This is a genomic window from Geodermatophilus sp. URMC 62, from assembly GCF_052931475.1.
Genome location: NZ_JBRFHY010000001.1, coordinates 109,145 through 133,168 on the forward strand (window position 1 = coordinate 109,145; position 24,024 = coordinate 133,168).

Here is a 24,024-nt window from a genome sequence, read left to right on the forward strand (position 1 = left end):
CGTCCCGACGCTGCGACTGGTGCGGCGCGCCGTCGAGCTGCGTGCCGACGTCAACGCCCACGACGCCTGTCCCGTGGCGCCGGCCGAGCGGTCGGAGTGCAGGTTGATCACGGTCGACTGCCCGCCGCTCCCGACCCGCGGTGCGCCCTCCGCGTCCTGCGCTGACAGCGCTTCCCGCACGAGGCGCCGAGACGGCTACCCCTGCCCGTGTGCGAACGTGCTGTGCCCACCCGGTGCCCACCCGGTGCCCACGACCTGCTCCGTGACCGGCCTGGTCACGGGCGGGGTCCGTGTGCTCGATGAGCGCTCAGGTCGTCGGCCGAACGAGTCGGAGGACCGCCGCCCACAGCCCGACGGCCACGAGCGCCACCGTCGCCGTCCCGTGGCGGTGCGCCGCACCCGCTGACCCGCGCCCGCGGCCGTGGCGTCGGGCAATGCGACGTGGTGTGCTCAGCACCGAGATCGTGCTGGAGGGGGTGGCGGCTGTGGATCCACGCGACGCCGGTGCGGACGCCGCCGAGCGTGCCGAGTCCGCGGGTCGCCGGACGCAGGAGATCGCCGAGCGGCTGACGCGGTTGGCCACGGAGCGGCGGTCGGGGACGGGTGACGTCGGGATCGCCCAGCAGCACGCGGAGGAGGCGCGGCAACGCGCCGAGGAGTCCCTGCGGAAGGCGATAGCCGGACACGAGCGGGCCGCGCACAGCCACGAGCGGGCGGCCGAGGTCCACGAGCAGGCCGCCCGCCGTGGCCTCGGTGACGTCGCCGAGCACGAACGGCGGGCCGAGCAGCACCGGCGTGACGCCCGGGCCGACCACGACGAGGCGGTCCTCGACCGGGAGCGGGCGGGGTGGACGGACGGCGACGGGTCCGCCCCCACCGCCGCGGCGCCGTGAGCGCCGGCGCCGCCCACCCGGGCGAGGGCCCCCAGCCGGACGCCGGGTCGCTGCCCGAGCCGCTGCGCTCCCTCCCCCCCGGTGGACGTGGAGCCGGACACCTGCTGGCCCAGCTCGCCGACGTCCAGGTCGCGCACGAGGAGCTGCGCGTCGCCGAGGAGATGCGGGTCCAGCAGGAACAGATCACGCACCTGCTGCTCCAGCACGACGCGGAGCGCCGCTGGCGCGGGCAGATGTCGGCCCTGCTCCCGCTCGGGCTCTTCCTCACCGACGGCAACGGCGCCCTGACCGAGGCCAACCCGGCACTCGCGGCCCACCTCGGGACCGCGCTCCAGCGGCTGCGCGGCAAGCCGCTCAGCGTCTACCTGGCCCCCGAGGACGTCCGGCCGTTCCGGTCCGCGCTGCGCGAGCTGGGCTCCGGAGCGGCGGTCGACCAGACCCTCACCGTGACCGTGCGCCCACGCCGGCGGCCACCGCTGCGGGCCCACCTGTTCGGGTTCACCGACGCCGCCGACCACCGCGCGTCGGCAGCACGCGTGCAGTGGGTCCTGATCCCGGAGGAGGCCGTCGTCGACGGGCTCGCCGGCGGGCGCGCCGACGACGAGCCCGCCGTCCCGGCGCGCGCGCCGGCCGACGTCGACACGGAGGACGAGGAGCGGATCCCCGCCTCACAGGTCATCGGGCTGGCCACGGCACTGGCCGAGCTGTCCGGGCTCTCGGCCGGGCAGGCCGACGGGCAGCGGCTGCTCGGCCGGATGGCGGCGCTGATCCGTGGTGCGGTCCCCGCCGCCGACTGGGTCAGCATCACGGTGGGCGACCCCCGGGAACCCCAGCGGCTGGGCAGCGACTCGGCGGAGGCGCAGACCTTCGACGGCCGGCAGGTGCAGGCCGGCGAGGGTCCCTGCTGGGACGCCCACCGGGTCGGTTCGGTGGTGGTCACCGACGACGTGGTCGCCGATCCGCGCTGGCCGGTCCTGGCCCGGCTCGTCGCCGCCGGCCCGGTCCGCAGCGTCCTCGCCGTGCCGCTGCACGAGGACGGCACCGCCTCGGGCGCCATCAACGTCTACTCCGGGCGGACGGGCGCCTTCGGGCTCGCCGGCCGGCGCATCGCCGAGCTCGCGGCCGCCGCCGTGGCCGGGGTCCTGCAGAACGTCGCGGAGCGCGAGGCCATGCAGCAGCTGGCGGGCAACCTCGAACGGGCCCTCGGCTCCCGGGCGGTCATCGACCAGGCCAAGGGGATCCTCATGGTCCGGCTCGGCGTGAACGCCGACGACGCCTTCGCCAGACTGGTGACCCTCAGCAACCGGCACAACGTGAAGGTCCGTGACCTGGCCGCGCTCGTCGTCGAGGGCCACGTCGACGACCTGCTCACGGCCGACTGACCCGCCTCCGCCTGATCGGCCCCGATCGGACCTGGTCGGCCCCGGCCGGCCCTCAGGCGTCGATCGGGTCCATCAGCACCACCGCGCCGCCCCGCTCACCGGGCACGTGCCGGAAGGCGCTGACGATCACCCGGACCCGCACCTGGCGGCCGCGGCGGTTCACCGCGTCCAGCTCGACCGTCTCGTGCGGCTCCCCGTCGCCGACGACCTGGCGTCGCAGCAGCGGCTGCAGCTCGACGACGGGGAGACCGATGTCGAGGCCCAGGAGCAACTGCCCGCAGGCCTCCTCCGACCGGATGCCCCAGAGGTCCTCGGCCGCCTCGTTCCAGGCGAGGACCCGCAGCTCGGGGTCGACGACGACGACACCGACGCGGAAGCTGCCCAGCACCCCGGACATGAACCGGTTGAGTGCAGCGACCTCGTCGGTGGTGCTGCGCAGCTCCTCGTTCGTGGAGTGGAGCTCGTCGTTCATCGACTGGAGCTCCTCGTTCATCGTCTCCAGTTCCTCGTTGGTCGACTGGAGCTCCTCGTTGGTGGTCTCCAGCTCCTCGACCGTCGACTGCAGCTCCTCGTTGGTGGTCTCCAGCTCCTCGTTCGTGGACTGCAGCTCCTCGTACGCGGTCTCCAGCTGACGGTTCGCGTACTCCAGCTCCTGGCGCAGCCGGCTGTACTGGGTGACGTCCTCGAACGTGACGGTCGTCCCCAGGAAGGTGCCGTCCTCGCGGTGCAGTGGGATCACCTGGACGTCGAAGACGTCGGGCTCCTGCCCGGGCCTGCGGCGCTCGACCGCCCGGATCTGCACCGGCGACCGGTTGGCCCGCGCCTCCGTGAGTGCGGTCCGCAGCTCCACCGGCCGATAGGAGACCTCCAGGTCCTGGATCGGCCGACCGACGTCGCGGCCGTCGACGCCCAGCACCCGCTCGGCCTGCCGGTTCACCATGGCCAGGCGCCCGTCCGCGTCGAGCGCGAGCTGCGCCGTCGGCGCCGCGAGCATGGCCTCCCGCCGGAGCCGGGAGAGCTCGCCCTCACCCACACCGAGACCCACGCGCGGGAGGGTGGGGACGGTGCGCCGCTCGATCGCCGGCTGGGCGTCCCGCTTGCGGAAGAAGCGTCGGCTGAGGTCGACCGGGGCGAACAGCTGCCCGTGCGAGAGCAGCATCTCCGCCTTGCCGAGGAACAGCAGCCCCCCGGGGTTGAGGGCGAAGTGCAACCGGCCCAGGATGCGGCTCTGCGTCTCGGCGTTGAAGTACATGAGCGTGTTGCGGCACAGGAGCAGGTCGACGTGCGAGATCGGCGCGTCCTGCACGAGGTCGTTGCGACCGAAGATCACCGACCGTCGGAGGTCCTTGCGGAAGGCGAACCGGGAACCCTCGGGCTGGAAGTACTCCTCCACCTGCGCCGCGGTGAGGCCGGTCAGCTCCCGCTCGGTGAACACCGCCGTCCGGGCCTGGGCGAGCGCCTCCTCGTCGACGTCGGTCGCGTAGATCTTCACCCGCTGCCGGAACTGCTCGGTCCCCAGCGCCTCGGCGAGCAGGATGGCGAGGCTGTAGGCCTCCTGGCCCGAGGCCGAACCCGCGCTCCACACCCGGATCGTCGGCCCGGCGGCCGCGACGAGCGGCGGCAGCAGCCGCTCCCGCAGGTGCTCCCACGCCGGCCGGTCCCGGAAGAAGCTCGTCACGTTGATGAGCACGGTGTTGAACAGCGGCGTGAACTCCTCGGGGTGCACCTCGAGGAAGTCCTGGTAGTCGGCCGTGGAGGTGATGCCCACCTCCGCCATGCGGCGTCGCACCCGACGCACCAGGCTCGGTCGCTTGTACCCGGTGAAGTCGAAACCGCGTCGCTCGCGGAGGAACACCAGGAGCGACTCGAAGGCCGGATCAGCCCCCTCGGCAGCGCTGAGCGGCTCGTCCGGGACGTCCTCGCCGACGTCCTCGTCGGCGTCCGAGGCGGCGTCCTCGCCGTCCAGGGCGGAGCGGACCTCCGCGGGGACGTCGTCCTGCGCGCCCACCGATCAGGCTCCTCCCGCGTCGCCGGGGAGCCCCTCCCCGTTGAGCTCTCCCTGCTGCAGCAGCCGGCGCAGCAGCCCGGCTGCGTGCAGGGCCTCGTCGTGGCGCTGGCGGAACGCCCGGGCGCTGATGGCGTGACCGCGCTGCTCCGCCCCCTCGCCCATCCGCAGGCTGAGCGTGGCGCGCTCCTCGAGCCCGCGCAGCGCCATCCACAGCGCGCCCTCCAGCGCCTGCGACTGCTCGACCGCGAGCGCCTCCGCCGACCACGCGTGCCCGACCCGGCAGCGGAACCGCTCCATCCCGCCCTCGGTGATGGAGAACAGCGCACCGTGACAGGTGGGGCAGCCGAACCCGGACGGGGCACCGGGGCGGTCGTCGGCGTCGAAGGCCTCGGTGTCCAGGTGGGCCATCGCCGTCTCCGTGTCCATCAGGTCGCTGGGCGGGGGCTCGTCCACCCGGTCGACGTCCTCGGCCAGCAGCTCGGCCAGCAGGGATCCCATCTTCTCCGCCGCAACGACGTGGTCGGCACCCCCGATCTCGACGGCGTGCTGGGGCATGCCGGGGTACAACGCCTCGTCCGGGTCCTGCGCCACCCCCACGCCGCCCCGCGCCCGGACGGCGATCATCCCGGCGGTGCCGTCGTCCAGGGCGCCGGAGAGCACCACCGCGACCACCCGGCGACCGGCCGCGCGGGCCGCCGAGCGGAAGAGGACGTCGACGGCCGGACGGTGACCGTTCTCCCGCGGTCCGCGGGAGAGCAGGACGTGCCCGTCGCTGATCATCAGGTGCCGGTCGGGGCTGGCCACGAGCACCGTCCCCGGCTCGAGCCGTTCCCCGTCGACCGCGTGCCGCACCGGCAGCGGGCAGACCCGGTCCAGGATCGCCGGGAGCGCGCTACGGGCGTTGGTGGGCATGTGCAGCACCACCAGGACGGCGGCCGGCAGGTCGGGCGGGAAGCCGCCGAGCACCTGCTGCAGCGCCTCGACCCCGCCGGCCGACGCGCCCACCACCACCAGGTCCCTGCGCGCGATGGTCACGGCGTTCCCTCCCCCGCCCGGACGAGCTCCAGCCGGGGCACCGGCAAGGCGTGCAGGAACCGTAGCCCCGCACGACGTCCGGTGGAGCGGCCACCCGGTCCTCGACCGCCGTGCGCAGGGGAGGTGGTGCTAGCCTCGTTCCGGGTCGAAGAGCCGGCCCGGGCAGCCCGCTCGCCCAGCGGGCGACATCCGGCAGCTGCGTCCGGATCGGTCCTCGGGGATCCGCCCGTGAACACCACGCTCGACCTCCTCGGCCCTGCGCCCGAGCCGTCGGCACCGCTCCTCCTGTCGGTCGACCTCTCCTCCGGCACCGTGACGGTGCACGGAGAACTCGATCGCCAGGAGGTCCACCGGTTGACCGACGCGGTCGCGGCGCTGCTCCACTCGCCGTCGCCCCACTGGTCGATCGACCTCGCGGACGTCACCTTCTGCGACGTCGCGGGCCTCCGGGGCCTGCTCGCTGCGCGGCGACTCGCGGCCCGCAGCGGTCGCCGGCTGTCGGTGACCCGGCCGAGTCCGTGGCTGCGTCGGCTGATGCACCTGACCGGGGTCGACGCACCCGACGCCGACACCGCGGTCGGGACGTCACCGGTCGCGCCGTCCCGGCTCCTCCCGCGCAGCGGTCTGCTTGAGGGGCACCACGGCTGACCCGCACGCCGCGACGATGTCCTCCAGCTCCTCGTCGAGGGCGTGCGCCAGGACGTTGTACTCACCGGGCGGGAGGTCCAGGAACCCGTGGATCTGGGCCGCGACCGACACCTCGTCCGCCGTCCCCCCGAGCGCCACGTAGCGCACCCACACCTCACGGGTCTGCAGGCCGACGAGACGGAAGGCGACCAGGAGGGGCGGCGCTCCGCCCGGGCTCTGGGTCATGGCCACCCGATTCTGCGGACCCACGGGAGGGTCGGCTGACTGGTCTCGGAACGAACCGGAGAACGTGCGCGCCGCCGACGGTAGTGCTCGTCGAGGAGGACAGAGGGACGGCAGGCGGTCGGGTCGGCGGGCGACCCACGATGACTGTGTCAGGTACCTGACACAGGCGTACCCTGCGGTGGGTGGAGTCGCAGTCACCGGCCTTCCCCGGGGGCTTCGACGTCGTCGTCGTGGCAGCGTCCGCCGGCGGCGTCAAGGCCCTGCGGACGATCGTGCCGGCCCTGCCGGCCGCCTTCCCCACGCCGGTCCTCGTGGTGCAGCACCGCCGCCCGGACACCGCGGACCTGCTGACCGGACTCCTGCGGGCACGGGCTGCGCTGCCCGTGCACGAGGCCGCGGACGGTGCCCTGCGGCCCGGCGTCACCGTGCTGCCGCCGCGGACGTCGGCACGGGTGGACGGCTCCGGCGCCCTCACGCTGACACCGGCACCGCCGAACCGCACCGCCGACGGACTGCTCGTCTCGGCCGCCGCGGCCTGCGGACCACGGGTGCTCGCGGTGGTCCTGACCGGACGTCTGGACGACGGCGCCGCCGGGGTCCGGGCGGTGCGGCGCGCCGGCGGGCGGGTCCTGGTCCAGGACCCCGACGACGCGGAGTTCCCCGGCATGCCCAGCGCAGCGCTGGCGACCGGCTGCGTGGAGCACGCCCTGCCGCTGCGGCACGTCGCCGCGGCGCTCGTCGCCTACACGATGGCGCCGGGTGCCGCCGACCTGCTCGCCGTCCCCGTCGCACCGTGGGCGCGGTTCGGCACGGCCACCGACGTCTTCGCGTGACGTCCGGATCCGAGGAGTGGCGGGTGGACCGGAGGACCGGAGGGCCGGACGGGGACGGGCGACGGGCGACGGCACCCACCGTCCCGCCTGCCCCGGATCCCCGGCGCAACCTCCTCCTCGCGGGCCTGCCCGACGCCGAGCTCCGGCGGCTGCTGCCCGAACTCAAGCTGGTGGACCTGGCGCTGCACGACCGGGTCCTGACCCGCGAGGAGCCCATCGCGCACCTGCACTTCCCCCTGGACTGCGTCCTGTCCCTGATGGCCCCCGCCGGTGGAGGGGCGCTGGTCGAGGTCGCCACCATCGGCTACGAGGGCATGTCGGGCCTGCCGGTCTTCCTCGGCACGGCGTCCGGACCGAACGACTCCTTCTGCCAGGTCCCGGGGCGCGCGCTGCGGCTGCCGGCTGCCGGCTTCCGGCGGTTCCTGGCCTCCGACGGCGCCCTGCACCAGTCGCTGCACCGCTACACGCAGGCGACGATGGTCCTGCTGGCGCAGAACGTGGCCTGCAACCGCATGCACACGACCGAGCAGCGCTGCGCCCGGTGGCTGCTGCAGACCCGCGACCGCGTCGGCGCCGACCAGTTCCCGCTGACCCAGGAGTTCCTCGCCCAGATGCTCGGCGTCCGCCGCGGCACCGTCTCCCTGACCGCGGGCGTCCTGCAGGAGGCCGGCACCATCCGGTACAGCCGCGGCACCATCACGGTGCTCGATGCCGACGCCCTCCACCGGGTCGCCTGTGCCTGTTACGACCTCGTCCAGGAGCACTTCCAGCGCCTCACCGGAGCGCCGGACGCCTGACTCCGGGCCGCGGACGGGGCCGACGAGGTTCAGCCGGTGCCGGCGGTGTCCGTGCCGAGCTCCCCCTCGACGTCCTCGGCCGAGGCCACGGCGAACACGTCGAAGACCGGAGCGGCGTCGGTCGCGGTGACCTGCACGACGTGGGTGCCGGGCGCCACCTCGCCCAGCTCGACGTCGTTGACGACGTCCCGCACGAGGGACCCCCGGCGCCGCGTGACGGTGCCGCCTCCCCTCGAGGCGGAGGGTGACCTCCACCTCGACCTCGGGCCGCAGCAGGTGCGCGGGCAGGTCGCTCACCGGCCTGACGCTGATGCGCACGGGCTCGCCCGGCAGGACGACGTCCTCCAGGACCAGGCCGAACCGGGTCGTGGCGGCGCGCAGGTCGGCGGCGTTCGGGACGTCGAGGGAGCCGAGGAGCCCCCGTCGGCACCGCCGGTGTCGGGCAGGGCGACCGACCAGCAGGCGTTGGCCATCACCAGCCACGGTGCCCGGGACATCTGGGTCAGCTCCCGCGCGGTGAGCAGGCCATCGGCGAACAGCCACCCCGACATCTCCGGGCTCTCCGGGTCGAACGCCCCGTGCCCGGCGTAGTGGATCAGGTCGTACCGACCCGTGAGCACCTTCGCCAGGACGTCGAGCCGGGTGGCCGGACGCGCGTCCTGCGTGGGCGCGGAGCCGGCGCTGCCGATGTAGGCCTCCACCCGGATGCCGTGCCGCTTCAGCACGGTGGCCACCGCGACGGCCTCCTCACGGGCCCCGCTCAGGCTCAGCGTCCCGCCGCCGGGGTCGCCGATGACCAGGCCCGCATCTCGGCGCCGGATCAGCTCGGCCAGCAGGTTGCGGTCGAGGCGCACCTCGCGCTCGGGCACCGTCGCCCGGGCGGTCACGGCCGACCAGCTCACCCCACCGGCGTCCCTGGGCTGCAGCGCCGTGATCCGGGTGGGAACGGAGCCGTCGGCGAGGGGGTCGTCGAGCACCGGGTCGCCGTCCCCGGTCGCCCGCAGCCGCACGTCGACGAGCTTCGCGGGCTCGGCGGCCAGCTCCTCCTTGGCCGCCATCTGGTCCCTGATCTCCTCGGGCAGGTCCGTGCGGACGTCGCCGAGGAGCCGCTCGGTCGCCTCGTCCCCGTGGTGCCGGGTCAGCCGGGTCAGCAGCGACCTGGCCAGGTGGAGGACGACGGCGTCCGGCCCGACCTCACCGCCGGGTGCCGTGGTCATCTCGGGGAGGACCTGGACGCGTTCCTGCCCGTGCACCGCCTCCGCGCGGGCGGCCTCGATGCGCGCGGCCTCGGTCAGGGCGGCGTGCAGCTTCTCCGCCCTGAGCCGGTTCATCTCCACGACCGACACCCGCCGCAGGCGCCGGTCCTCCGGCGGCAGGCCGGCGAGTCCCTCACCGCAGCCCACGACCAGGGCGCGGGCGACCTGGTCGATGGAGAGGTTGCCCGCCCCCGACCCGATCGGGGCGGTGACGGCGTGCTCGACGCACGCCAGGCCGGCGAGCTCGCGCACCAGCGACGCGTACAGCCGCACGGCGTTGCTCTCGCTGGAGGTGCCGACGCGGCCCGTGCCGGCCACCGCGGCCCGGACCACGGTCGAGTCGCCGTCCCCCGCGGGGGCGTACCCCGGGAAGTACGAGACCTCCCCGAGAGCACCGACCAGCCAGCGCCGGCGCGTGTGCTCGGCGATGAACTGCCGCCCACCGGGGACCGAGATGGCCTCGTCGAGGGCGCGCTCCGCGGCCGTGGGCATGACGCCGAGGTAGTGGCCCGTGACGTGGATGTCCCCCGGGGTGCCCGCGAGGTGCCCCCACACACGTCGACGAGCAGCGGAGGAGCCACCGGGCGGGGTGCGCCGGCCCGCTGGGGGTCAGGGGCGGGCGGGTGCCGGCCGGTCAGGCCCCCGCGGTGGTCGGGTCCCCGGCGGTGTCCTCCGGCGCGGACGGCAGGGCGGTCCCGCCGGCCGCCGAGGTGACGCCCGGGCGACCGCGGCGCGCGACCGCCATGGTGAGGAAGGACGTGGCCACGCCGGTGGCCAGCGCGCCGAGTGCCACGGCCGGCCCCCTTCGCTCGATGCCCAGCACGCTGTCCAGGGAAAGCTCGCCCGGTCCGGTCTCGGCCAGCGCCGTCACCGCACCGATGAGGACGGCGTTGTACTCCCACCCGCCATTGGCCGCCCACGGACCGTTGGGCAGGTGCACCTTGCGGATGGCGGTCGTCATCACCCCGGTGAGCGCAGACGCGGCCAGTGGCGTGGCCAGCCCGGCGGCCAGCAACGCGCCGCCGGCGGTCTCGGTGACCCCGGCCAGCGTGGCGTGCACCTTCGCCGGCCGCATCTGCAGCGCCTCCATCATGCCCTCGGTGCCGGCCCGCCCCGGGCCACCGAACCAGCCGAACAGCTTCTGCGTGCCGTGGCCGATGAACAGCCCGCCGATGAGGAGCCGTGCTCCCAGACGTCCGACGCTCATGTGCCCTCCTCCGTGGGTCCGGGTCGTCAGGTGACCACGCCCCGGCCGTGTCGGCATCCCGGACCCCGGTGGCGGCCACCGGCGGCCGAGGGCGCGAGTGGTCACCGGCGACCCGGGTCGGTGAGAATCCTGGCGCGCGGGTCCCGTGCCGTCGAGAGCCGGGCACCGACGGACCCGAGCGCGGACGAGACCCGAGCCTGGAGACGAGACGCACCCCGTGGACGACGCCGCACAGGCCCAGCGCGACCAGGACGGCGCCCGGGCCGCCCTGCTCGAGCTGGCCACCTCCGCCGCGGGCATCGGCACCTTTGACTGGGACCTCACGACCGGGGCCCTGTCGTGGGACGAGCGCCTCGACGAACTGCTCGGCCACGAGCCCGGCGCCGTCGACCGGACCATGGCGGGCTTCACCGCCCACCTGCACCCCGAGGACGCACCGCGGGTGATCCGGCTGCTCCAGCAGGCCGTCGAGACGCGGGGCGACTACGAGGCCGAGTACCGCGTCGTCGTCCCCGGCGCCCCGGTCCGCTGGCTCGCCGCCCGCGGGCGGGTGCTGACCGACGAGGACGGCACGGCCGCGCGCCTGCTCGGTGCCGCCTGGGACGTCTCCGCCCGGCGCCGCGTGCAGGAGGAGGCCGAGCGGGCGACGGCCCGGGAACGGCTGCTGAGCAGCATCACCGACGACCTGGCCGCCACCCTCGACGCCGACGAGGCCGTGACCCGGCTGAGCCGCTTCGTCGTCCCCGCGATCGCCGACTGGTGCATCGTGACCCTCGTCGCCGACGACCGGGAGGCCGGCTCCCAGCGGGGCCTGCGCGACGTCACGTCCTGGCACGCCGACCCGGCCGCGCGCCCGGTCGCCGAGGCGTACGCGCGCGGCCGGCTGGCGGCGCTCACCGACGGCGCGATGATCGTCCGGGCCCTGCACACCGGACAGCCGCAGCTGCTGCGCACCGGGGCCACCGCGACGGCCCAGGGCGTGATCGAGCCCGGTCCGGTGCGCGACCTGTTCACGCGGCTGGCGCCGGAGTCCGTGGCCGTCGTGCCGCTGCCCGGCCGCTTCGGCCCCGTCGGTCTGCTCACGCTGGCCAACGGCGCCGCCCGCGGCCCCCTCCGGGCCGAGGACCTGTCGACGGCCGGTCACGTGGCCGCCCGCGCCGGGCTCGTCCTCGACAACGCGCGGCTCGTCCGGCAGCAGCGGGACATGGCCGAGGGACTGCAGCGCTCGCTGCTGACTCCCCCACCCCAGCCCGACCACCAGCAGATCGTCGTGCGCTACGTCCCGGCCACGCGGGCCGCCGAGGTCGGCGGGGACTGGTACGACGCCTTCCTGCAGCCCGCGGGCGCCACCGTGCTCGTCATCGGCGACGTGATCGGCCACGACACCCAGGCCGCCGCGGCCATGGGGCAGATCCGCTCCATGGTGCGCACCATCGGCGCCGAGGACGGGGCCGCGCCCGCCGAGGTGCTGCGCCGGACCGACCAGGTCATGGAGACCCTGCGGACGGGCACCGCCGCCACCGCCGTCGTCGCCCGCCTCGAACAGTCCGCCGACGAGCGGGCCCGCGGCGTCACCCGCCTGCGGTGGTCCAACGCCGGGCACCCCCCGCCGATGGCCCTCGACGCCGACGGCGGCGTCGTCCTCCTGGCCACGGCCACGGCCGACCGGCTGCTCGGCGTCACCCCCGACGCGCCCCGCCGGGAGTCGGAGGTCGTCCTCGACGGCGGTGCGGTGGTCCTCCTCTACACCGACGGGCTGGTCGAGCGCCGCGACCAGGACCTCGACGCCGGACTCGACCGGCTGCAGCGGGAGCTGGCGGCGCTCGCCGGCCGGGACCTCGACGAGGTCTGCGACCGCCTCCTCGAGCGGATGCTCCCCGACAACCCCGAGGACGACGTCGCCCTCGTCGCCGTCCGGCTGCACCCGCAGGACGGGCCGCGCCCGCCGGAGGCCGGCCCCGCCGACGTCCCCCGCTCCGGCTGACCCGGGTCACGCCGCGCTCCCGCTCAGCGGCGCCGTCCGCGTCGCCGCGGGACGCCGGTCGTGACCGCGGCGACGAGCAGCAGCTTGACCAGCCAGTCACCGGCGTGGATGGCCGCCTGCTGCCAGGGCACCTTCTCGTGCACCACCGAGCCGGTGAGCAGCACGCCGGGGAAGGCCACCCACAGCGCGGCCGCCAGCCGGGCGGCCTCCGCGGGCGAGGTGGCCCCGGTGCGGACGGCGAGGCCGCGCACGGCCGCGGCGACGACGGCGCTGCGGGCGAACTCGACCGGCGGGAGCCACGGCGGCGGGGGCGCGTCGGTCGCGTACACCTCGTCCAGCCGCGCCAGGCGGTCGCCGAACGCCGTGTACCAGGCGGTGCTGGAGGCGACGGCGGCCGCGGCGGCGAGGCCGACGGCGGGCAGGCCGGAGGACGGGGTGGCTGCGGGCACGGTGGGCTCCTCGACTCGGGGGACGTGCAGGACGGACTCCCCGCGCCCCCCGGACTCATCGGCGCGGGACCCATCGGCGCGGGACCCATCGGCGCGGACTCGTCCTCCCTCAGCGGGCGGGGCATGCTCGGCGGATGAGGCGCACCACCCTGGCCACCTCCGCCGCCGTCGCGGCCACCGCGGCCGTCGGCACGGCCGGCACCGACGTCACCTCGTCCTGGTACCGGCGCCTGGACAAGCCCGCCTGGCAGCCGCCCGGTCCGGTGTTCGGCCTCGCCTGGACGACGCTGTACGCACTGCTGGCGACGGCGGGGGCCCGGGCGATGCCGCACGGCGGCCGCGGCTACGCCCGCGCCTACGCCGCCAACCTGCTGCTCGACGCCGGCTGGACCTGGTCGTTCTTCCGGCTGCGGCGACCCGCGCTCGCCACGGCCGAGGCGCTGGTGCTCGCGGCGTCCACCGCCGACCTGGCCCGGCGCAGCGCCCGCCTCGACCCGGTCGCGGGCCGGCTGCTGCTCCCCTACGCCGCCTGGACCGCCTTCGCCGTCGCCCTGAGCGCGGAGATCGCCCGCCGCAACTGGTCCGGACGCCGCACCTGATCCGGCACCGCGGGCCACTCCTCCGGCTGACCGTGCCCGTTGCCCCTGGCCGTCTCCCGGCGGGCGGGCGACGATGGCCGGGTCGTCGCCGTCCGGGAGCCCAGGGGGAAGAGCGTGCACAGGACTGCCGGCCGCGGACGCTCCGCGCGTCTCATCCCGGCCCTCGGCGCGGGCGCGTGCGCGCTGGGCGTCACGGCCGCACTGGCCGCGACGTCGCCGCCGCCCGCGGTCGGTGCCGGCTCGGCCGGGGCGGGCGTGGCGGAGGTGGCCGGCACGGCGCCGGCGGGGAGCAGCACCGCGCAGGTTCCCGAGGTCCCCCCACCGGCCGGCCCGCTGGAGGTGCCCAGCATCGGCGTCCTGGCGCCCGGTTTCGAGGACGGTTGGGCGCCCGCCCCACCGACGACCCCGCCTCCTGCGCCGACGATCCGGCCGTCGGCCGTCCCGCCCCGGACCGCCGCGCCCGCCCCGGCGCCCGCGACGACCGAGGAGCCACCGGCACCGGCCTCCCCGGCCGACGTCCCGCCGCCGGAGACCCCGGCGGGGACACCACCGGCCGAGCCCTCCCCCGCCGAGCCGTCGCCGGCCGATCCGTCGCCGACGGAGCAACCGCCGGTCGAGCAGCCGACGCTCGAGGCCCCGCCGGCGGAGGCACCGGTCGTGGAGGCACCGGTGGCGCAGGAACCGGTGGCGGAGCAACCGGCCGCGGAGCCGACCGTCTCGGCCGAGCCCGCGCCGACGCCGGCCACCGCGGCCGAGCCCACGCCCGCCGAGCCCACGCCCGCCGAGCCCACGCCCGCCGAGCCCACGCCCGCCGAGCCCACGCCCGCCGAGCCCACGCCCGCCGAGCCGTCCCCGGAGCCCACGCCAGAGCCGACGGCGGCTCCCGAACCGACCGCCGAGCCGACGCCGACCGAACCGACGCCGACCGAACCGACGCCTGAGCCGACGGCTGCTGAGTCCATGACGCCCACCGAACCGGCGACGCCCACCGGACCCACGACGTCCGCCGAGCCGGCACCTGCCGAAGCCACGTGCCCGCCGACCACGACCGACGACCCGGCTGACGACCCGGCCGCCGCCCCGGTCACCGACCCGGCGCCGGCCGACCCGACCGTCCCGGCCGACCCCGCCGCACCGGCGGAGGCCGTGGACGCCGACCCCGCGACGGACGTCGGCCCCGCGACGTCCGAGCCCTGCGCCGCCCCGGAGCCGGCGCCGCCGACGGAGCCGGTCGCCGCACCCACCGCCTGACCGCCCGCCGAGCAGCGGGAGCAGCCGCGACCGAGGATGGGGCGTGCCCATCGACGTCACGCAGACCTATGCCGCCGACCCCGACCGCGTGCTCGCCGTCCTCACCGACGAGCGGTTCCTCCGCGAGTTCGCGCAGGCCCTGGAGGCGCAGGTCGAGGAGGTCTCCAGCCGGCAGGACGGCGCGAGCACGCGGACCTCGCTGCGGATGGCGGCACCCACCACCGGCATCCCCCCGGTGTTCGCGCGCTTCGTCGGCCGCACGGTGCCGGTGTTCGACGTGCACACCTGGACCGCCGACGGCTCCGGCGGGCACCGGGCCACGCTCGACGTCCGCGCCGAGATCATGGGCCGCACGGCGGTGGTCACCGGCGAGCGCCGGCTGCTGCCGGCGGACGGCGGCACCCGCGCCACGGTGACCGGCGACGTCCGGGTCGACGCACCGATCATCGGGCGGCAGGCCGAGTCGGCCGTGCAGGAGCTGGTGACGGCCGTGGTCCTGCGCCGCGAGCACGAGACGCTGCTGCGCCGCCTCGGCTGAGTGCCGTCAGGGGGCGGTCGAGCCCCAGTGCGCGACGTCGGTGCCGGCCTCGTCGACGAGCAGGTACTCGGCGCTCCCCTGCGGGTCGTCGGCGCGGTGGCGGCTGACGACGTCCACCGCCTCGGCCTCGGCCGCGGACGCGTCAGCGGCGTCCCACTCCTGCAGCACGGATCCGTCGCCGGTGGTCAGTCGGTATCGGGGCACGGCCGGACCGTAGGCCGATCACGCCAACCCGGCCAGCGCACGCACCAGCACCGCCCGGGTGTCCGCGGGGTCGACGACGTCGTCGACCTCGAAGGCGGAGGCGACGTTGAGCGCCCTGCCCTGCGCGTAGGAGGCGGCGACCAGCTCGCCGAACCGGGCCTCGCGGGCCTCCGGGTCGAGCGCCTCGAGCTCCCGCCGGTGCCCCAGCCGGATGGCGCCCTCCAGGCTCATCGGGCCGAACTCGCCGGTGGGCCAGGCCAGCGTGAGCAGCGGTGCACGCAGGTCGCCGCCGAGCATCGCCATGGCACCGAGCCCGTAGGCCTTGCGCAGCACGACCGCCAGCAGCGGCACGCCCAGCTGCGCGCCGGCGACGTAGAGCCCGCCGAAGCGGCGCACGGTGCCGGTGCGCTCCGACTCCGGTCCCACCATGAACCCCGGTGTGTCGACCAGCGAGACCACCGGCAACCCGGCCGAGGAGCACAGCCGCAGGAACGCCGCGGCCTTGTCCGCCGACTCGCCGTCGATGGCCCCGCCGAGGTGCCGCGGGTCGTTGGCGACGATCCCCACCGGCCGCCCGTCCAGGCGGGCCAGCGCGGTGACGACGCCGCGGCCGAACCCCGGGCGCAGCTCCAGCACGCTGCCGGCGTCGGCGAGCGTGGTCACCACCGGCCGCACGTCGTAGCTGCGCACCCGGTTGGCCGGCAGCGCCGTCCGGAGCAGCCGCTGGTCGGTGCACTCCCCCGGCTCGACCCGCCCGGCCAGCAGCCCGAGCGCCTGACGGGCGGCGGCGACGGCGGCCGCGTCGTCGGGCACCACGACGTCGACGACGCCGGTGGCCGCGTGCACCGCGGTCGGGCCGACGTCCTCCGGTGCCACCACGCCCAGGCCGCCGGCCTCGATCATCGCCGGGCCGCCCATGCCGATGCTGCTGTCCTCGGTGGCGACGACGACGTCGCAGCAGCCGACCAGCGCGGCGTTGCCGGCGAAGCAGTACCCCGAGACGACGGCGACCGTGGGCACCGTCCCGGCCAGCCGCGCCATCGTGGTGAACGTCGGGACGTCGAGGCGGGAGAAGCCGCCGCCGTCGGTGTCGCCGGGCCGCCCGCCGCCGCCCTCGGCCACCAGCACGACCGGCAGCCGGCGCTGCGCGGCGACCTCGAGCAGCCGGTCGGTCTTGCGGTGGTTGGTGCGGCCCTGCGTGCCGGCGAGCACGGTGTAGTCGTAGACGAGGACCGCGCAGGCCACGCCGTCGACCTCGCCGATGCCGGTGACCATCCCGTCGGCCGGCGTCCGCTCGACGAGCTCCTCGACCGACCGGCGGGCCCGCTGGGCGGCGAGGCCGAGCTGGCCGTACTCGACGAAGGTGCCCTCGTCGACCAGCGCGGCCACCACCTCGCGGGCGGTCGCCCGCCCGGCCGCGTGCCGGCGGGCCACCACCTCGGGCCGGGCGTCGTCGAGCGTCGCGGCCCGCCGCGCCCGCAGCTCGGCCAGCTCGGGGCGCACGGCGTCGAGGTCGGTCCCGTCCGGCCCCCCGGCGGCGTCGCCGCCCTCCCCGGGGACGACGCCGGCGAGCGCCGCTCCCGCGGTGACGACGTCCCCCACCCGCACCGCCAGGCCGGTGAGCACGCCGCCGGCCGGCGCGGCCACGACGTGCTCCATCTTCATCGCCTCGAGCACCACCACCGGAGCCCCGGCGGCCACGGCGTCCCCCTCGGCGGCGGCGACCTCGACCACCGCCCCCGACAGCGGCGCGGTCACCGGCAGGACGCCGTCGACGGCGACGAGCGCGTCCACCGGCCGGTCGGGCACGAGCTCGGCCAGTCGGGCGTCGACGAGGTCGGTGGTGGCCCGCCCGGCGGCCACCTCCGGCAGCGCGAGCAGCGCGCCGAGCAGGTCGCGGTTGGTGGCCACGCCGGCGACGTCCAGCTCGGCCAGCGCCCGGCCGGCCCCGGTCAGGGCCCGCGGCAGGTCCCGGTCGTGCACGACGACCTTGGCCAGCAGCGAGTCGTAGCGCGGGCTGACCTCGCCGCCGGGCACCGCGGCGGTGTCCACGCGCACGCCGCGGCCGGTGGGCGGGACGAAGCGCTCGAGCACCCCGGCCGCCGGCTGCACGGTGCCGTCGGGCAGCAGGGTCTCGGCGTTGACCCGGACCTGGACGGCGACCCCGTGCGGAGGCGGCGGCGCGGCGAGGTCCAGCTCGGCGAGCGTCGCCCCCTCGGCCAGCCGGAGCGCCACCTCGACCAGGTCCAGGCCGGTGACCTCCTCGGTGACCGTGTGCTCCACCTGCAGCCGCGGGTTGACCTCGAGGAACACGACCTCGTCGCCGCGGACGAGGAACTCCACGGTGGCCAGTCCGCGGTAGGACGCCGACCCGCACAGCGCGGTGGCCGCCGCGGCCAGCCGGGCGCGGACGGCGTCGTCCAGCGCCGGGGCGGGCGCGACCTCGACCAGCTTCTGCCGGCGCCGCTGCAGCGAGCAGTCGCGGTCGCCGAGGGCGACGACGGCCGCGCCGTCGCCGGCCACCTGCACCTCGACGTGCCGGGCGCCGGTCAGCAGCCGCTCGACGTACACCGCGCCGTCGCCGAAGGCCGCGGCCGCCTCCGAGCGGCAGCGCTCCAGCGCCGCGGCCAGCGCCGCGGGGTCGCGCACCGGGCGCATGCCCCGGCCGCCGCCACCGGCGCGGGCCTTGACCATGACCGCGGCGCCCTCCCCGAGACCGGCGAGGAAGCGGGCGGCCTCCGCGGGGTCGGTGTCCCCCGGGGTGGCCGCGAGCACCGGGATCCCCAGCTCGACGGCCCGCGCGCGGGCGCGGGTCTTGTCCCCGAACAGGTCCAGGGCGCCCGGGTCCGGTCCGACGAAGGTGATCCCGGCGCCGGCGCAGGCCCGGGCGAGCTCGGGGCTCTCGGCGAGGAAGCCCCAGCCGGGGTGCAGCCCGTCGACGCCGGCGCGCTCCGCGGCGTCCACCACCGCGGCGACGTCGAGGTAGGCGGCCGGCCCGGCGCCGGGGAGCCGGGCGGAGTCGTCGGCCCGGCGCACGTGCAGGGCGGCGGCGTCGTCCTCGGGGGCGACCGCGACGGTGGACAGGCCCAGGGCGGCTGCGGTGCGCAGGACGCGGACGGCGACGTCGCCGCGGTTGGCGACCAGCAGCCGGGTGATCGTCATCGGCGCCGGAGTCTAGGGAGCGACGCAGGCCGATCCGGAGCAGGCTGTCGGACATGACGACGCCGCAGCCCGAGCCGGAGACCCCGCAGCCGCGCGACATCGCCCTGGAGATGGCCGACGAGCGCACCGCCGCCGACCTCGAGGAGCAGAGCGACCCGGAGGCCCCGACCAACCCGGCGTGAGACAGGCGCACCGGCCAGGCTCCGGGCGTACTGTGCCGCCCATGTCCGCAGAAGCGGGTCTCGGGCGGCTGGTCGCCGGGCGCTACGTCGTCAGCGGGGTCCTCGGCCGCGGTGGCATGGGTGTCGTGTGGCGGGCCACCGACCAGGTGCTGAACCGCCCGGTCGCGCTCAAGGAGGTCGTGTTCCCGGCTCACCTGAGCGACGAGGAGCGCGACGCGCTGCGCCGCCGGACGCTGCGCGAGGCCCGGACCGCGGCGCGCCTGGTGCACCCCAACGTCACGACGCTCTACGACGTCGTCGAGGAGGACGGCCGGCCCTGGCTGGTCATGGAGCACGTCGACGCGCGCAGCCTGCAGGAGGTGGTGCAGCAGCACGGGCCCCTGCCCTGGACGACCGTCGCCCGCATCGGGCTCGACGTGCTCGGCGCGCTGGAGGCCGCCCACGAGGTCGGCATCGTGCACCGCGACGTGAAGCCGGGCAACGTCCTGGTCGGCCGCGACTGCGCCGCCCACCTGACCGACTTCGGCATCGCGGTCGCCACCGGCGACCCGTCGATCACCACGGCCGGGGCCATCATCGGCTCGCCGCCGTTCATGGCCCCTGAGCGCGCCCGCGGCGAGGAGGCCGGCCCCGCGGCCGACCTGTGGTCGCTGGGGGCGACGCTCTACACCGCCGTCGAGGGCCGGCTGGCCTTCGAGCGCACCGAGCCGATGGCCACCCTCTTCGCCGTCGTCTCCGACGACCCCGCGCCGGTCGAGCACGCCGGGCCGCTGGAGCCGGTGCTGCGCGGCCTGCTCACCAAGGACCCCGCCGCGCGGATGGACGTCGCGGCGGCCCGCCGGGAACTCCGGCGCGCCCTCTCCGGCAGCGAGCCCGGCACCGCGTGGGCGCCGCCGGACACCGGCGACACCGACGACACCGCCGTCTCCCAGGACGGGGCCGCGCTCGGCGGGCGGGTGGAGCGCTTCGACGCCGACGACCTGCGCGCGCTGGCCTCGGTGATCGGCACGGTCGCCCGGGACGCGCGCGAGCAGGCGCGCTACCTGGCCGACAAGCGCCGCGAGCGCAAGGAGCACAAGGAGCTCCGGGAGCTCCGGGAGCGCGAGGGGCGACCGGGACGCCGGCGGGCCGGGGGCGCGGCTCCGCCCCCGCAGGCACCGCCCCCGCAGGCACCGCGCTCACAGGCACCGTCCCCGCAGGCACCGCCCGCCGCACCGTCGCGCGTGGTCACCTCCCCGCCGCGGTCGGCCGGCCTGGCCCGGCGCCGGTGGCGGTTCAAGCGCCGGTGGGTCGTCGTCCCGGTCCTGGTCACCGTCCTGGTCGTGCTGGCCGCCGTCAGCGGCATGGTCGTGCTGCTCGCGCGGGCCTTCGGCGCCCTCTGAGCGGTCAGCGCCGGCCGGTCAGCAGCGCGGGGTCGAGGCGCTCCCCCGCGACGTAGTACAGCGTCGCGCCCTCGGGGACGGGCGTGTCCCACCGCGGGCTGACCTGCAGGCCCTCCCCGGTGCGCAGCGCCAGCACCGTGGCGCCGTGGTCGCGGCCGAAGGCGGTCTGGCACTCGCCGAACGTGCGGTGGGGCAGGCCGTGCGGCACCCGCACCGAGTAGGTGTTGCCGTGCCCGCCGGCGGTCATGAGCTCGTTGTAGACCTGGGTCAGGCCCGGGTCGGCCGCCTCCTCCGACAGCAGGAACGGCACGTGCCACTGCACCACCTGCACGCCGGCGTTGACGTAGCGCAGGCTGTCGCGCCGGCCGAGGTCGCGGACGGCGGCGACCATGTGCACGCGCGGGTTGGCGTGGTCGACGGCGACCGCGATCGCCAGCGTCTCGTTGTCGTCGCGGCCGTCGATCACCGCCGTCCGGGCGCGGTCCACCCGGGCGCGGACCATGACGTCGGCGTGGGTGAGGTCGCCCCGCACGAAGGACACCTGCGCCCGCTCGGGCATCGGGTCGACCGCCACGTCGTCCCAGGCGCACAGCGCGATCCGGGTGCCCGGCTCGACGCACAGCTCGGCGACGATCCGCTCGGTCCGCCCGGGCGTGTAGCCCAGGACGACGACGTGGTCGCGGAGGTCCAGGGCCACCACTCCTCTCAGCCGCCTGCCCCGCACGGTCTGCAGGGCGGTGGCCAGCTCGGTGAACAGCAGCGTCAGCGTGACGATGCCGCCGACGATCACGTAGGCGCCGACGACGTGGCCGCCGAGGCTCACGGGGAAGACGTCGCCGTAGCCCACCGTGGCGGCGGTGACGACGAAGTACCACCAGTAGGTGGCCGGGGCGACGATCTCGCTGCCGGCCGGCTCGACCAGCGCCATCGCCGCCCAGCTGGTGAGGAACACCAGCACGGCCACCGCCAGCGGCAGCCGCCAGCCGCGCAGCCGGAGCCGCACGGTGCGCAGCAGCCAGAACAGGGAGAACGGCAACGCGGGACTCCCTCGACGGCGCGGCGGACACCGCAACCTACCGTCGCCCGCCGCCGCGGGGAGTCCCCCGAGAGCGCGACGGGTAGCGGCTCGGGCATGCGCAGCCGCGACCTCCTCACCTACGCCTACTCGCAGATCGGCGAGACCCTGCGCGCCGCCGTGGAGGGTCTGTCCCCCGACAAGCTGGCGCAGCGGCCCGGCCCGGACGCCAACCCGATCGGCTGGCTGGCCTGGCACGCGCTGCGGGTGCAGGACGACCACCTCGCCGAGGTCGCCGGCACCGGGCAGGTGTGGACGGCGCAGGGCTTCGCCGGCCGCTTCGCCCTCCCCGTCGGCGACGCCGCCACCGGCTACGGGATGTCGTCGGAGGAGGTCGCCGCGGTGCGGGTGCCCTCGGCCGACCTGCTGCTGGAGTACGCCGACGCGGTGCTCGCCCGCAGCCGCGAGTTCCTCGGCGGGCTGTCCGACGACGACCTCGACCGCGTCGTCGACGAGCGGTGGGACCCGCCGGTGACCCTCGGCGTCCGGCTGGTCAGCGTGCTCTCCGACGACCTGCAGCACGCCGGCCAGGCGGCCTACGTGCGGGGGCTGCTCGGCGCCTGAGGCAGGTGCGCGGGCAGCACCCGGGCGGCGAGCTCGGTGAGCACCGGCCCGGGCTCGGCCATGCAGCGGGTGACGTCGGGCTCGACGTCGGTGAGCGCGCCGGCGCCGGCGAACCCGGCCTCCCGCAGCTCGGCGGCGCCCAGCTGCACGCGCCCGGCCAGCCCGACGCAGGGGACGCCGGCCGCGCGGGCCCGGGCCAGCACCACCGCGGGCGCCTTGCCGCGCAGGGTCTGGGAGTCGAGGCTCCCCTCCCCGGTCACCGCGAGGTCGGCACCGGCCAGCGCGTCGTCGAGCCCGACGAGGTCGGCCACCAGCTCGGCCCCGCTCGACACCGACGAGGTGAGGACGGCGGCGATCCCGGCGGTGGTGCCCCCGGCCGCGCCCATCGCCGGGATCCCCTCCAGCTCGACCCCGAGGTCGCGCCGCACGACGGCGGCGAAGCGGGCCAGCGCGGCGTCGAGCTCGGCGACCTGCCCGGGGGTGGCGCCCTTCTGCGGGCCGTACACGGCAGCGGCGCCGACCGGCCCGGTCAGCGGGTTGTCGACGTCGGTGGCCACCTGCACCTCGAGACCGTCGAGCCGGGGGTCGCGGGCGCCGGCGTCGATGCGGTCGAGGCGGGCCAGGCCGGCCCCGCCGGGCGGCACGTCGCGGCCGTCGGCGTCGAGCAGGCGGACCCCGAGGGCCTGCAGCAGGCCGGCGCCGCCGTCGGTGGTGGCGCTGCCGCCGAGCCCGATGACCACGCGGGTGGCGCCGGCGTCGAGCGCGGCCAGCAGCAGCTCACCGACGCCGCGGGTGGTGGCGGTGGTCGGCGCGAGCTCCTCGAGCAGGCCCAGCCCGGCGGCGGCGGCCATCTCCAGCACCGCCGTCGTCCCGTCGACGGCGAAGACGGCCTCCACCGGGCGGCCGTCGGGACCGGTGACCGTCGCCGTCCGCTCGCCGTAACCGGCGCGCAGGGCGGCGGCCACCGTGCCCTCGCCGCCGTCGGCCATCGGCCGCAGCAGCACCTCGGCGCCGGGACGCTCGCGCAGCAGACCGCGGGCGACCGCCTCGGCGGCGTCCGCGGCGGCCAGGGAGCCCTTGAAGGAGTCGGGGGCGATCACGATCCGCACGCCCGGCAGCATGCCGCACCCGCGCGTAGCGTCGCGCCGTGGCCGAGCCGTCGCTGACCGACTTCTACGCCCTCGAGGAGCTGCTCACGCCCGAGGAGGTCACGATCCGCGACCGGGTGCGCTCGTGGTGCGACACGGAGGTCCTGCCGAGGATCAACGACTACTGGGAGCGCGCCGAGTTCCCGTTCGAGCTGGTGCCCGGCTTCGCCGAGCTGGGCATCGCCGGCGGCACCATCGAGGGCTACGGGTCGCCGGGGATGAGCGCGGTCTCCGCCGGGCTGGTGGCTGCCGAGCTGGCCCGCGCCGACGGCAGCATCGGCACCTTCAACGGCGTGCACAGCTTCCTGGCCATGCAGTCGATCGCGCTGCTGGGCTCGGAGGAGCAGCGCGAGCGGTTCCTCCCGCCGATGGCCCGGATGGAGGAGATCGGCGCGTTCGGGCTCACCGAGCCCTCGCACGGCTCCGACGCCGTCGCCCTGGAGACCAGCGCCCGCCGCGACGGTGACTCCTACGTCCTCGACGGCGCGAAGAAGTGGATCGGCAACGGCACCATCGCCGACCACGTCATCGTCTGGGCCCGGGGCGAGGACGGGCAGGTCGGCGGCTACGTCGTCGAGAAGGGCACGCCCGGGTTCACCGCGCGCAGGATGACCGGCAAGACGGCGCTGCGGGCGGTGTGGCAGGCCGAGATCACCCTCGAGGGCGCCCGCGTGCCGGCGGAGAACAAGCTGGCGAACTGCCGGTCGTTCAAGGACGTCTCCACCATCCTCGACCGCACCCGCTACACGGTCGCCTGGCGCGCCCTGGGCCTGGCCACCGGCGCCTACGAGCTCGCGCTGGCGCACTGCCTGCGGCGGGAGCAGTTCGGCCAGCCGATCGCCGGCTACCAGCTGGTGCAGGAGAAGCTCGCGCGGATGCTCGCCGAGATCACCGGCATGCAGCTGATGTGCTGGCGGCTGTCGAGCCTGGCCGACTCCGGCCGGATGACCGCGGCGATGGCGTCGCTGGCCAAACGGCACTGCTGCGCGACCGCGCGGCAGATCGCGGCCGACGCCCGCGACCTGTTCGGCGGTGACGGGATCCTGCTCGAGCACCACATCGCCCGGCACCACGCCGACATCGAGGCGATCTACACCTTCGAGGGCACCGACCACGTGCAGGCGCTGATCGTCGGCCGGGAGATCACCGGCCTGTCGGCCATCAGCGGCCGCCGCCGCTGAGGCTCCCGGCCGCGCCGCCGG

24 protein-coding genes are annotated in these 24,024 nt (G+C 76.4%); 13 read left to right on the top strand and 11 right to left on the bottom strand.

The features are described from left to right. Positions 1-485: 485 nt before the first annotated feature. Both ACU616_RS00470 and ACU616_RS00475 read left to right on the top strand, forming a co-directional pair. Positions 486-893, top strand: coding sequence for a hypothetical protein (locus ACU616_RS00470; protein ID WP_446756524.1), 408 nt, complete (start codon positions 486-488; stop codon positions 891-893). Beyond that, on the top strand, positions 890-2,275 hold the full coding sequence (locus tag ACU616_RS00475) for an ANTAR domain-containing protein (protein WP_446756525.1): 1,386 nt from the start codon (positions 890-892) through the stop codon (positions 2,273-2,275). Before ACU616_RS00470 ends, ACU616_RS00475 begins: the two co-directional genes overlap by 4 nt. Positions 2,276-2,327: 52 nt before the next feature. Here the strand turns inward: ACU616_RS00475 and ACU616_RS00480 are convergent, their stop codons facing one another. Both ACU616_RS00480 and ACU616_RS00485 read right to left on the bottom strand, forming a co-directional pair. Beyond that, the gene (locus ACU616_RS00480) at positions 2,328-4,283 is read right to left on the bottom strand and encodes a CheR family methyltransferase (RefSeq protein WP_446756526.1); all 1,956 of its coding nucleotides are present in this window, start codon (positions 4,281-4,283) and stop codon (positions 2,328-2,330) included. A 3-nt stretch (positions 4,284-4,286) separates the two neighbouring features. Continuing rightward, positions 4,287-5,318, bottom strand: a complete 1,032-nt coding sequence (locus ACU616_RS00485; RefSeq protein ID WP_446756527.1) for a chemotaxis protein CheB — start codon at positions 5,316-5,318, stop codon at positions 4,287-4,289. Between the two features lie 228 nt (positions 5,319-5,546). Between ACU616_RS00485 and ACU616_RS00490 the strand changes: the two genes are divergently transcribed. Then, complete coding sequence (locus ACU616_RS00490; protein ID WP_446756528.1) at positions 5,547-5,966, top strand: STAS domain-containing protein; 420 nt, start codon at positions 5,547-5,549, stop codon at positions 5,964-5,966. On the opposite strand, the gene ACU616_RS00495 is transcribed toward ACU616_RS00490, so the two are convergent. Further along, on the bottom strand, positions 5,904-6,191 hold the full coding sequence (locus ACU616_RS00495) for a hypothetical protein (RefSeq protein ID WP_446756529.1): 288 nt from the start codon (positions 6,189-6,191) through the stop codon (positions 5,904-5,906). The genes ACU616_RS00490 and ACU616_RS00495 overlap by 63 nt on opposite strands. A 182-nt stretch (positions 6,192-6,373) precedes the next feature. Between ACU616_RS00495 and ACU616_RS00500 the strand changes: the two genes are divergently transcribed. Then, on the top strand, positions 6,374-7,024 hold the full coding sequence (locus tag ACU616_RS00500) for a chemotaxis protein CheB (RefSeq protein ID WP_446756530.1): 651 nt from the start codon (positions 6,374-6,376) through the stop codon (positions 7,022-7,024). A gap of 23 nt (positions 7,025-7,047) precedes the next feature. Next, a complete protein-coding gene (locus tag ACU616_RS00505) occupies positions 7,048-7,821 on the top strand; it encodes a Crp/Fnr family transcriptional regulator (protein WP_446756531.1) in 774 nt (257 codons plus the stop codon). 29 nt (positions 7,822-7,850) lie between these two features. On the opposite strand, the gene ACU616_RS00510 is transcribed toward ACU616_RS00505, so the two are convergent. The 3 genes from ACU616_RS00510 to ACU616_RS00520 form a co-directional block, all read right to left on the bottom strand. Then, positions 7,851-8,015, bottom strand: coding sequence for a hypothetical protein (locus ACU616_RS00510; protein WP_446756532.1), 165 nt, complete (start codon positions 8,013-8,015; stop codon positions 7,851-7,853). Positions 8,016-8,114: 99 nt separating this feature from the next. After that, positions 8,115-9,569 (bottom strand): CHAT domain-containing protein, encoded by a 1,455-nt coding sequence (locus ACU616_RS00515; RefSeq protein ID WP_446756533.1) that lies wholly within the window; start codon positions 9,567-9,569, stop codon positions 8,115-8,117. A gap of 142 nt (positions 9,570-9,711) precedes the next feature. Beyond that, the gene (locus ACU616_RS00520) at positions 9,712-10,284 is read right to left on the bottom strand and encodes a DoxX family protein (RefSeq protein ID WP_446756534.1); all 573 of its coding nucleotides are present in this window, start codon (positions 10,282-10,284) and stop codon (positions 9,712-9,714) included. A gap of 217 nt (positions 10,285-10,501) precedes the next feature. On the opposite strand from ACU616_RS00520, the gene ACU616_RS00525 reads away from it, so the two are divergent. After that, a complete protein-coding gene (locus ACU616_RS00525) occupies positions 10,502-12,268 on the top strand; it encodes a SpoIIE family protein phosphatase (protein WP_446756535.1) in 1,767 nt (588 codons plus the stop codon). A 23-nt stretch (positions 12,269-12,291) separates the two neighbouring features. Here ACU616_RS00525 and ACU616_RS00530 read toward each other — a convergent pair whose 3' ends face one another. Beyond that, on the bottom strand, positions 12,292-12,717 hold the full coding sequence (locus tag ACU616_RS00530) for a DUF1761 family protein (RefSeq protein WP_446756536.1): 426 nt from the start codon (positions 12,715-12,717) through the stop codon (positions 12,292-12,294). Positions 12,718-12,851: 134 nt separating this feature from the next. Here ACU616_RS00530 and ACU616_RS00535 point away from each other — a divergent pair, with 134 nt between their 5' ends. From ACU616_RS00535 to ACU616_RS00545, 3 genes are all read left to right on the top strand, one after another. Then, complete coding sequence (locus ACU616_RS00535) at positions 12,852-13,316, top strand: TspO/MBR family protein (protein WP_446756537.1); 465 nt, start codon at positions 12,852-12,854, stop codon at positions 13,314-13,316. Between the two features lie 114 nt (positions 13,317-13,430). Then, positions 13,431-14,567 (top strand): hypothetical protein, encoded by a 1,137-nt coding sequence (locus tag ACU616_RS00540; protein WP_446756538.1) that lies wholly within the window; start codon positions 13,431-13,433, stop codon positions 14,565-14,567. Between the two features lie 43 nt (positions 14,568-14,610). Continuing rightward, the gene (locus tag ACU616_RS00545; RefSeq protein WP_446756539.1) at positions 14,611-15,105 is read left to right on the top strand and encodes a DUF2505 domain-containing protein; all 495 of its coding nucleotides are present in this window, start codon (positions 14,611-14,613) and stop codon (positions 15,103-15,105) included. Positions 15,106-15,111: 6 nt separating this feature from the next. Here the strand turns inward: ACU616_RS00545 and ACU616_RS00550 are convergent, their stop codons facing one another. Both ACU616_RS00550 and ACU616_RS00555 read right to left on the bottom strand, forming a co-directional pair. After that, positions 15,112-15,309, bottom strand: coding sequence for a hypothetical protein (locus ACU616_RS00550; RefSeq protein ID WP_446756540.1), 198 nt, complete (start codon positions 15,307-15,309; stop codon positions 15,112-15,114). Positions 15,310-15,327: 18 nt separating this feature from the next. Beyond that, positions 15,328-18,471, bottom strand: coding sequence for a carboxyl transferase domain-containing protein (locus tag ACU616_RS00555; RefSeq protein ID WP_446756541.1), 3,144 nt, complete (start codon positions 18,469-18,471; stop codon positions 15,328-15,330). Between the two features lie 53 nt (positions 18,472-18,524). Between ACU616_RS00555 and ACU616_RS00560 the strand changes: the two genes are divergently transcribed. Continuing rightward, the gene (locus ACU616_RS00560) at positions 18,525-18,653 is read left to right on the top strand and encodes a hypothetical protein (RefSeq protein ID WP_446756542.1); all 129 of its coding nucleotides are present in this window, start codon (positions 18,525-18,527) and stop codon (positions 18,651-18,653) included. A gap of 41 nt (positions 18,654-18,694) precedes the next feature. Beyond that, positions 18,695-20,035 carry a serine/threonine-protein kinase gene (locus ACU616_RS00565; RefSeq protein ID WP_446756543.1) on the top strand — a complete coding sequence of 447 codons (1,341 nt, stop codon included), beginning with the start codon at positions 18,695-18,697 and terminating at the stop codon, positions 20,033-20,035. A gap of 4 nt (positions 20,036-20,039) precedes the next feature. On the opposite strand, the gene ACU616_RS00570 is transcribed toward ACU616_RS00565, so the two are convergent. After that, complete coding sequence (locus tag ACU616_RS00570; protein ID WP_446756544.1) at positions 20,040-21,071, bottom strand: ion channel; 1,032 nt, start codon at positions 21,069-21,071, stop codon at positions 20,040-20,042. A 96-nt stretch (positions 21,072-21,167) separates the two neighbouring features. Here ACU616_RS00570 and ACU616_RS00575 point away from each other — a divergent pair, with 96 nt between their 5' ends. Further along, positions 21,168-21,674: a mycothiol transferase gene (locus ACU616_RS00575; protein WP_446756545.1), complete on the top strand. Its 507-nt coding sequence runs from the start codon at positions 21,168-21,170 to the stop codon at positions 21,672-21,674. Here ACU616_RS00575 and ACU616_RS00580 read toward each other — a convergent pair. Then, a complete protein-coding gene (locus tag ACU616_RS00580; protein WP_446756546.1) occupies positions 21,647-22,783 on the bottom strand; it encodes a glycerate kinase in 1,137 nt (378 codons plus the stop codon). The two genes, ACU616_RS00575 and ACU616_RS00580, sit on opposite strands and share 28 nt — an antisense overlap. Positions 22,784-22,821: 38 nt before the next feature. Here ACU616_RS00580 and ACU616_RS00585 point away from each other — a divergent pair, with 38 nt between their 5' ends. After that, entirely contained in the window at positions 22,822-24,003 is a 1,182-nt protein-coding gene (locus tag ACU616_RS00585; RefSeq protein WP_446756547.1) for an acyl-CoA dehydrogenase family protein, read from the top strand. Positions 24,004-24,024: the final 21 nt, after the last annotated feature.

Excerpts from the sequence above, each read along its gene's own strand:
- ACU616_RS00495 (WP_446756529.1), bottom strand. The coding sequence starts at position 6,191 with ATGACCCAGAGCCCGGGCGGAGCGCCGCCCCTCCTGGTCGCCTTCCGT.
- ACU616_RS00515 (WP_446756533.1), bottom strand. The coding sequence starts at position 9,569 with ATGCCCACGGCCGCGGAGCGCGCCCTCGACGAGGCCATCTCGGTCCCC.
- ACU616_RS00520 (WP_446756534.1), bottom strand. The coding sequence starts at position 10,284 with ATGAGCGTCGGACGTCTGGGAGCACGGCTCCTCATCGGCGGGCTGTTC.
- ACU616_RS00535 (WP_446756537.1), top strand. The coding sequence starts at position 12,852 with ATGAGGCGCACCACCCTGGCCACCTCCGCCGCCGTCGCGGCCACCGCG.
- ACU616_RS00555 (WP_446756541.1), bottom strand. The coding sequence starts at position 18,471 with ATGACGATCACCCGGCTGCTGGTCGCCAACCGCGGCGACGTCGCCGTC.
- ACU616_RS00560 (WP_446756542.1), top strand. The coding sequence starts at position 18,525 with ATGACGACGCCGCAGCCCGAGCCGGAGACCCCGCAGCCGCGCGACATC.
- ACU616_RS00565 (WP_446756543.1), top strand. The coding sequence starts at position 18,695 with ATGTCCGCAGAAGCGGGTCTCGGGCGGCTGGTCGCCGGGCGCTACGTC.
- ACU616_RS00575 (WP_446756545.1), top strand. The coding sequence starts at position 21,168 with ATGCGCAGCCGCGACCTCCTCACCTACGCCTACTCGCAGATCGGCGAG.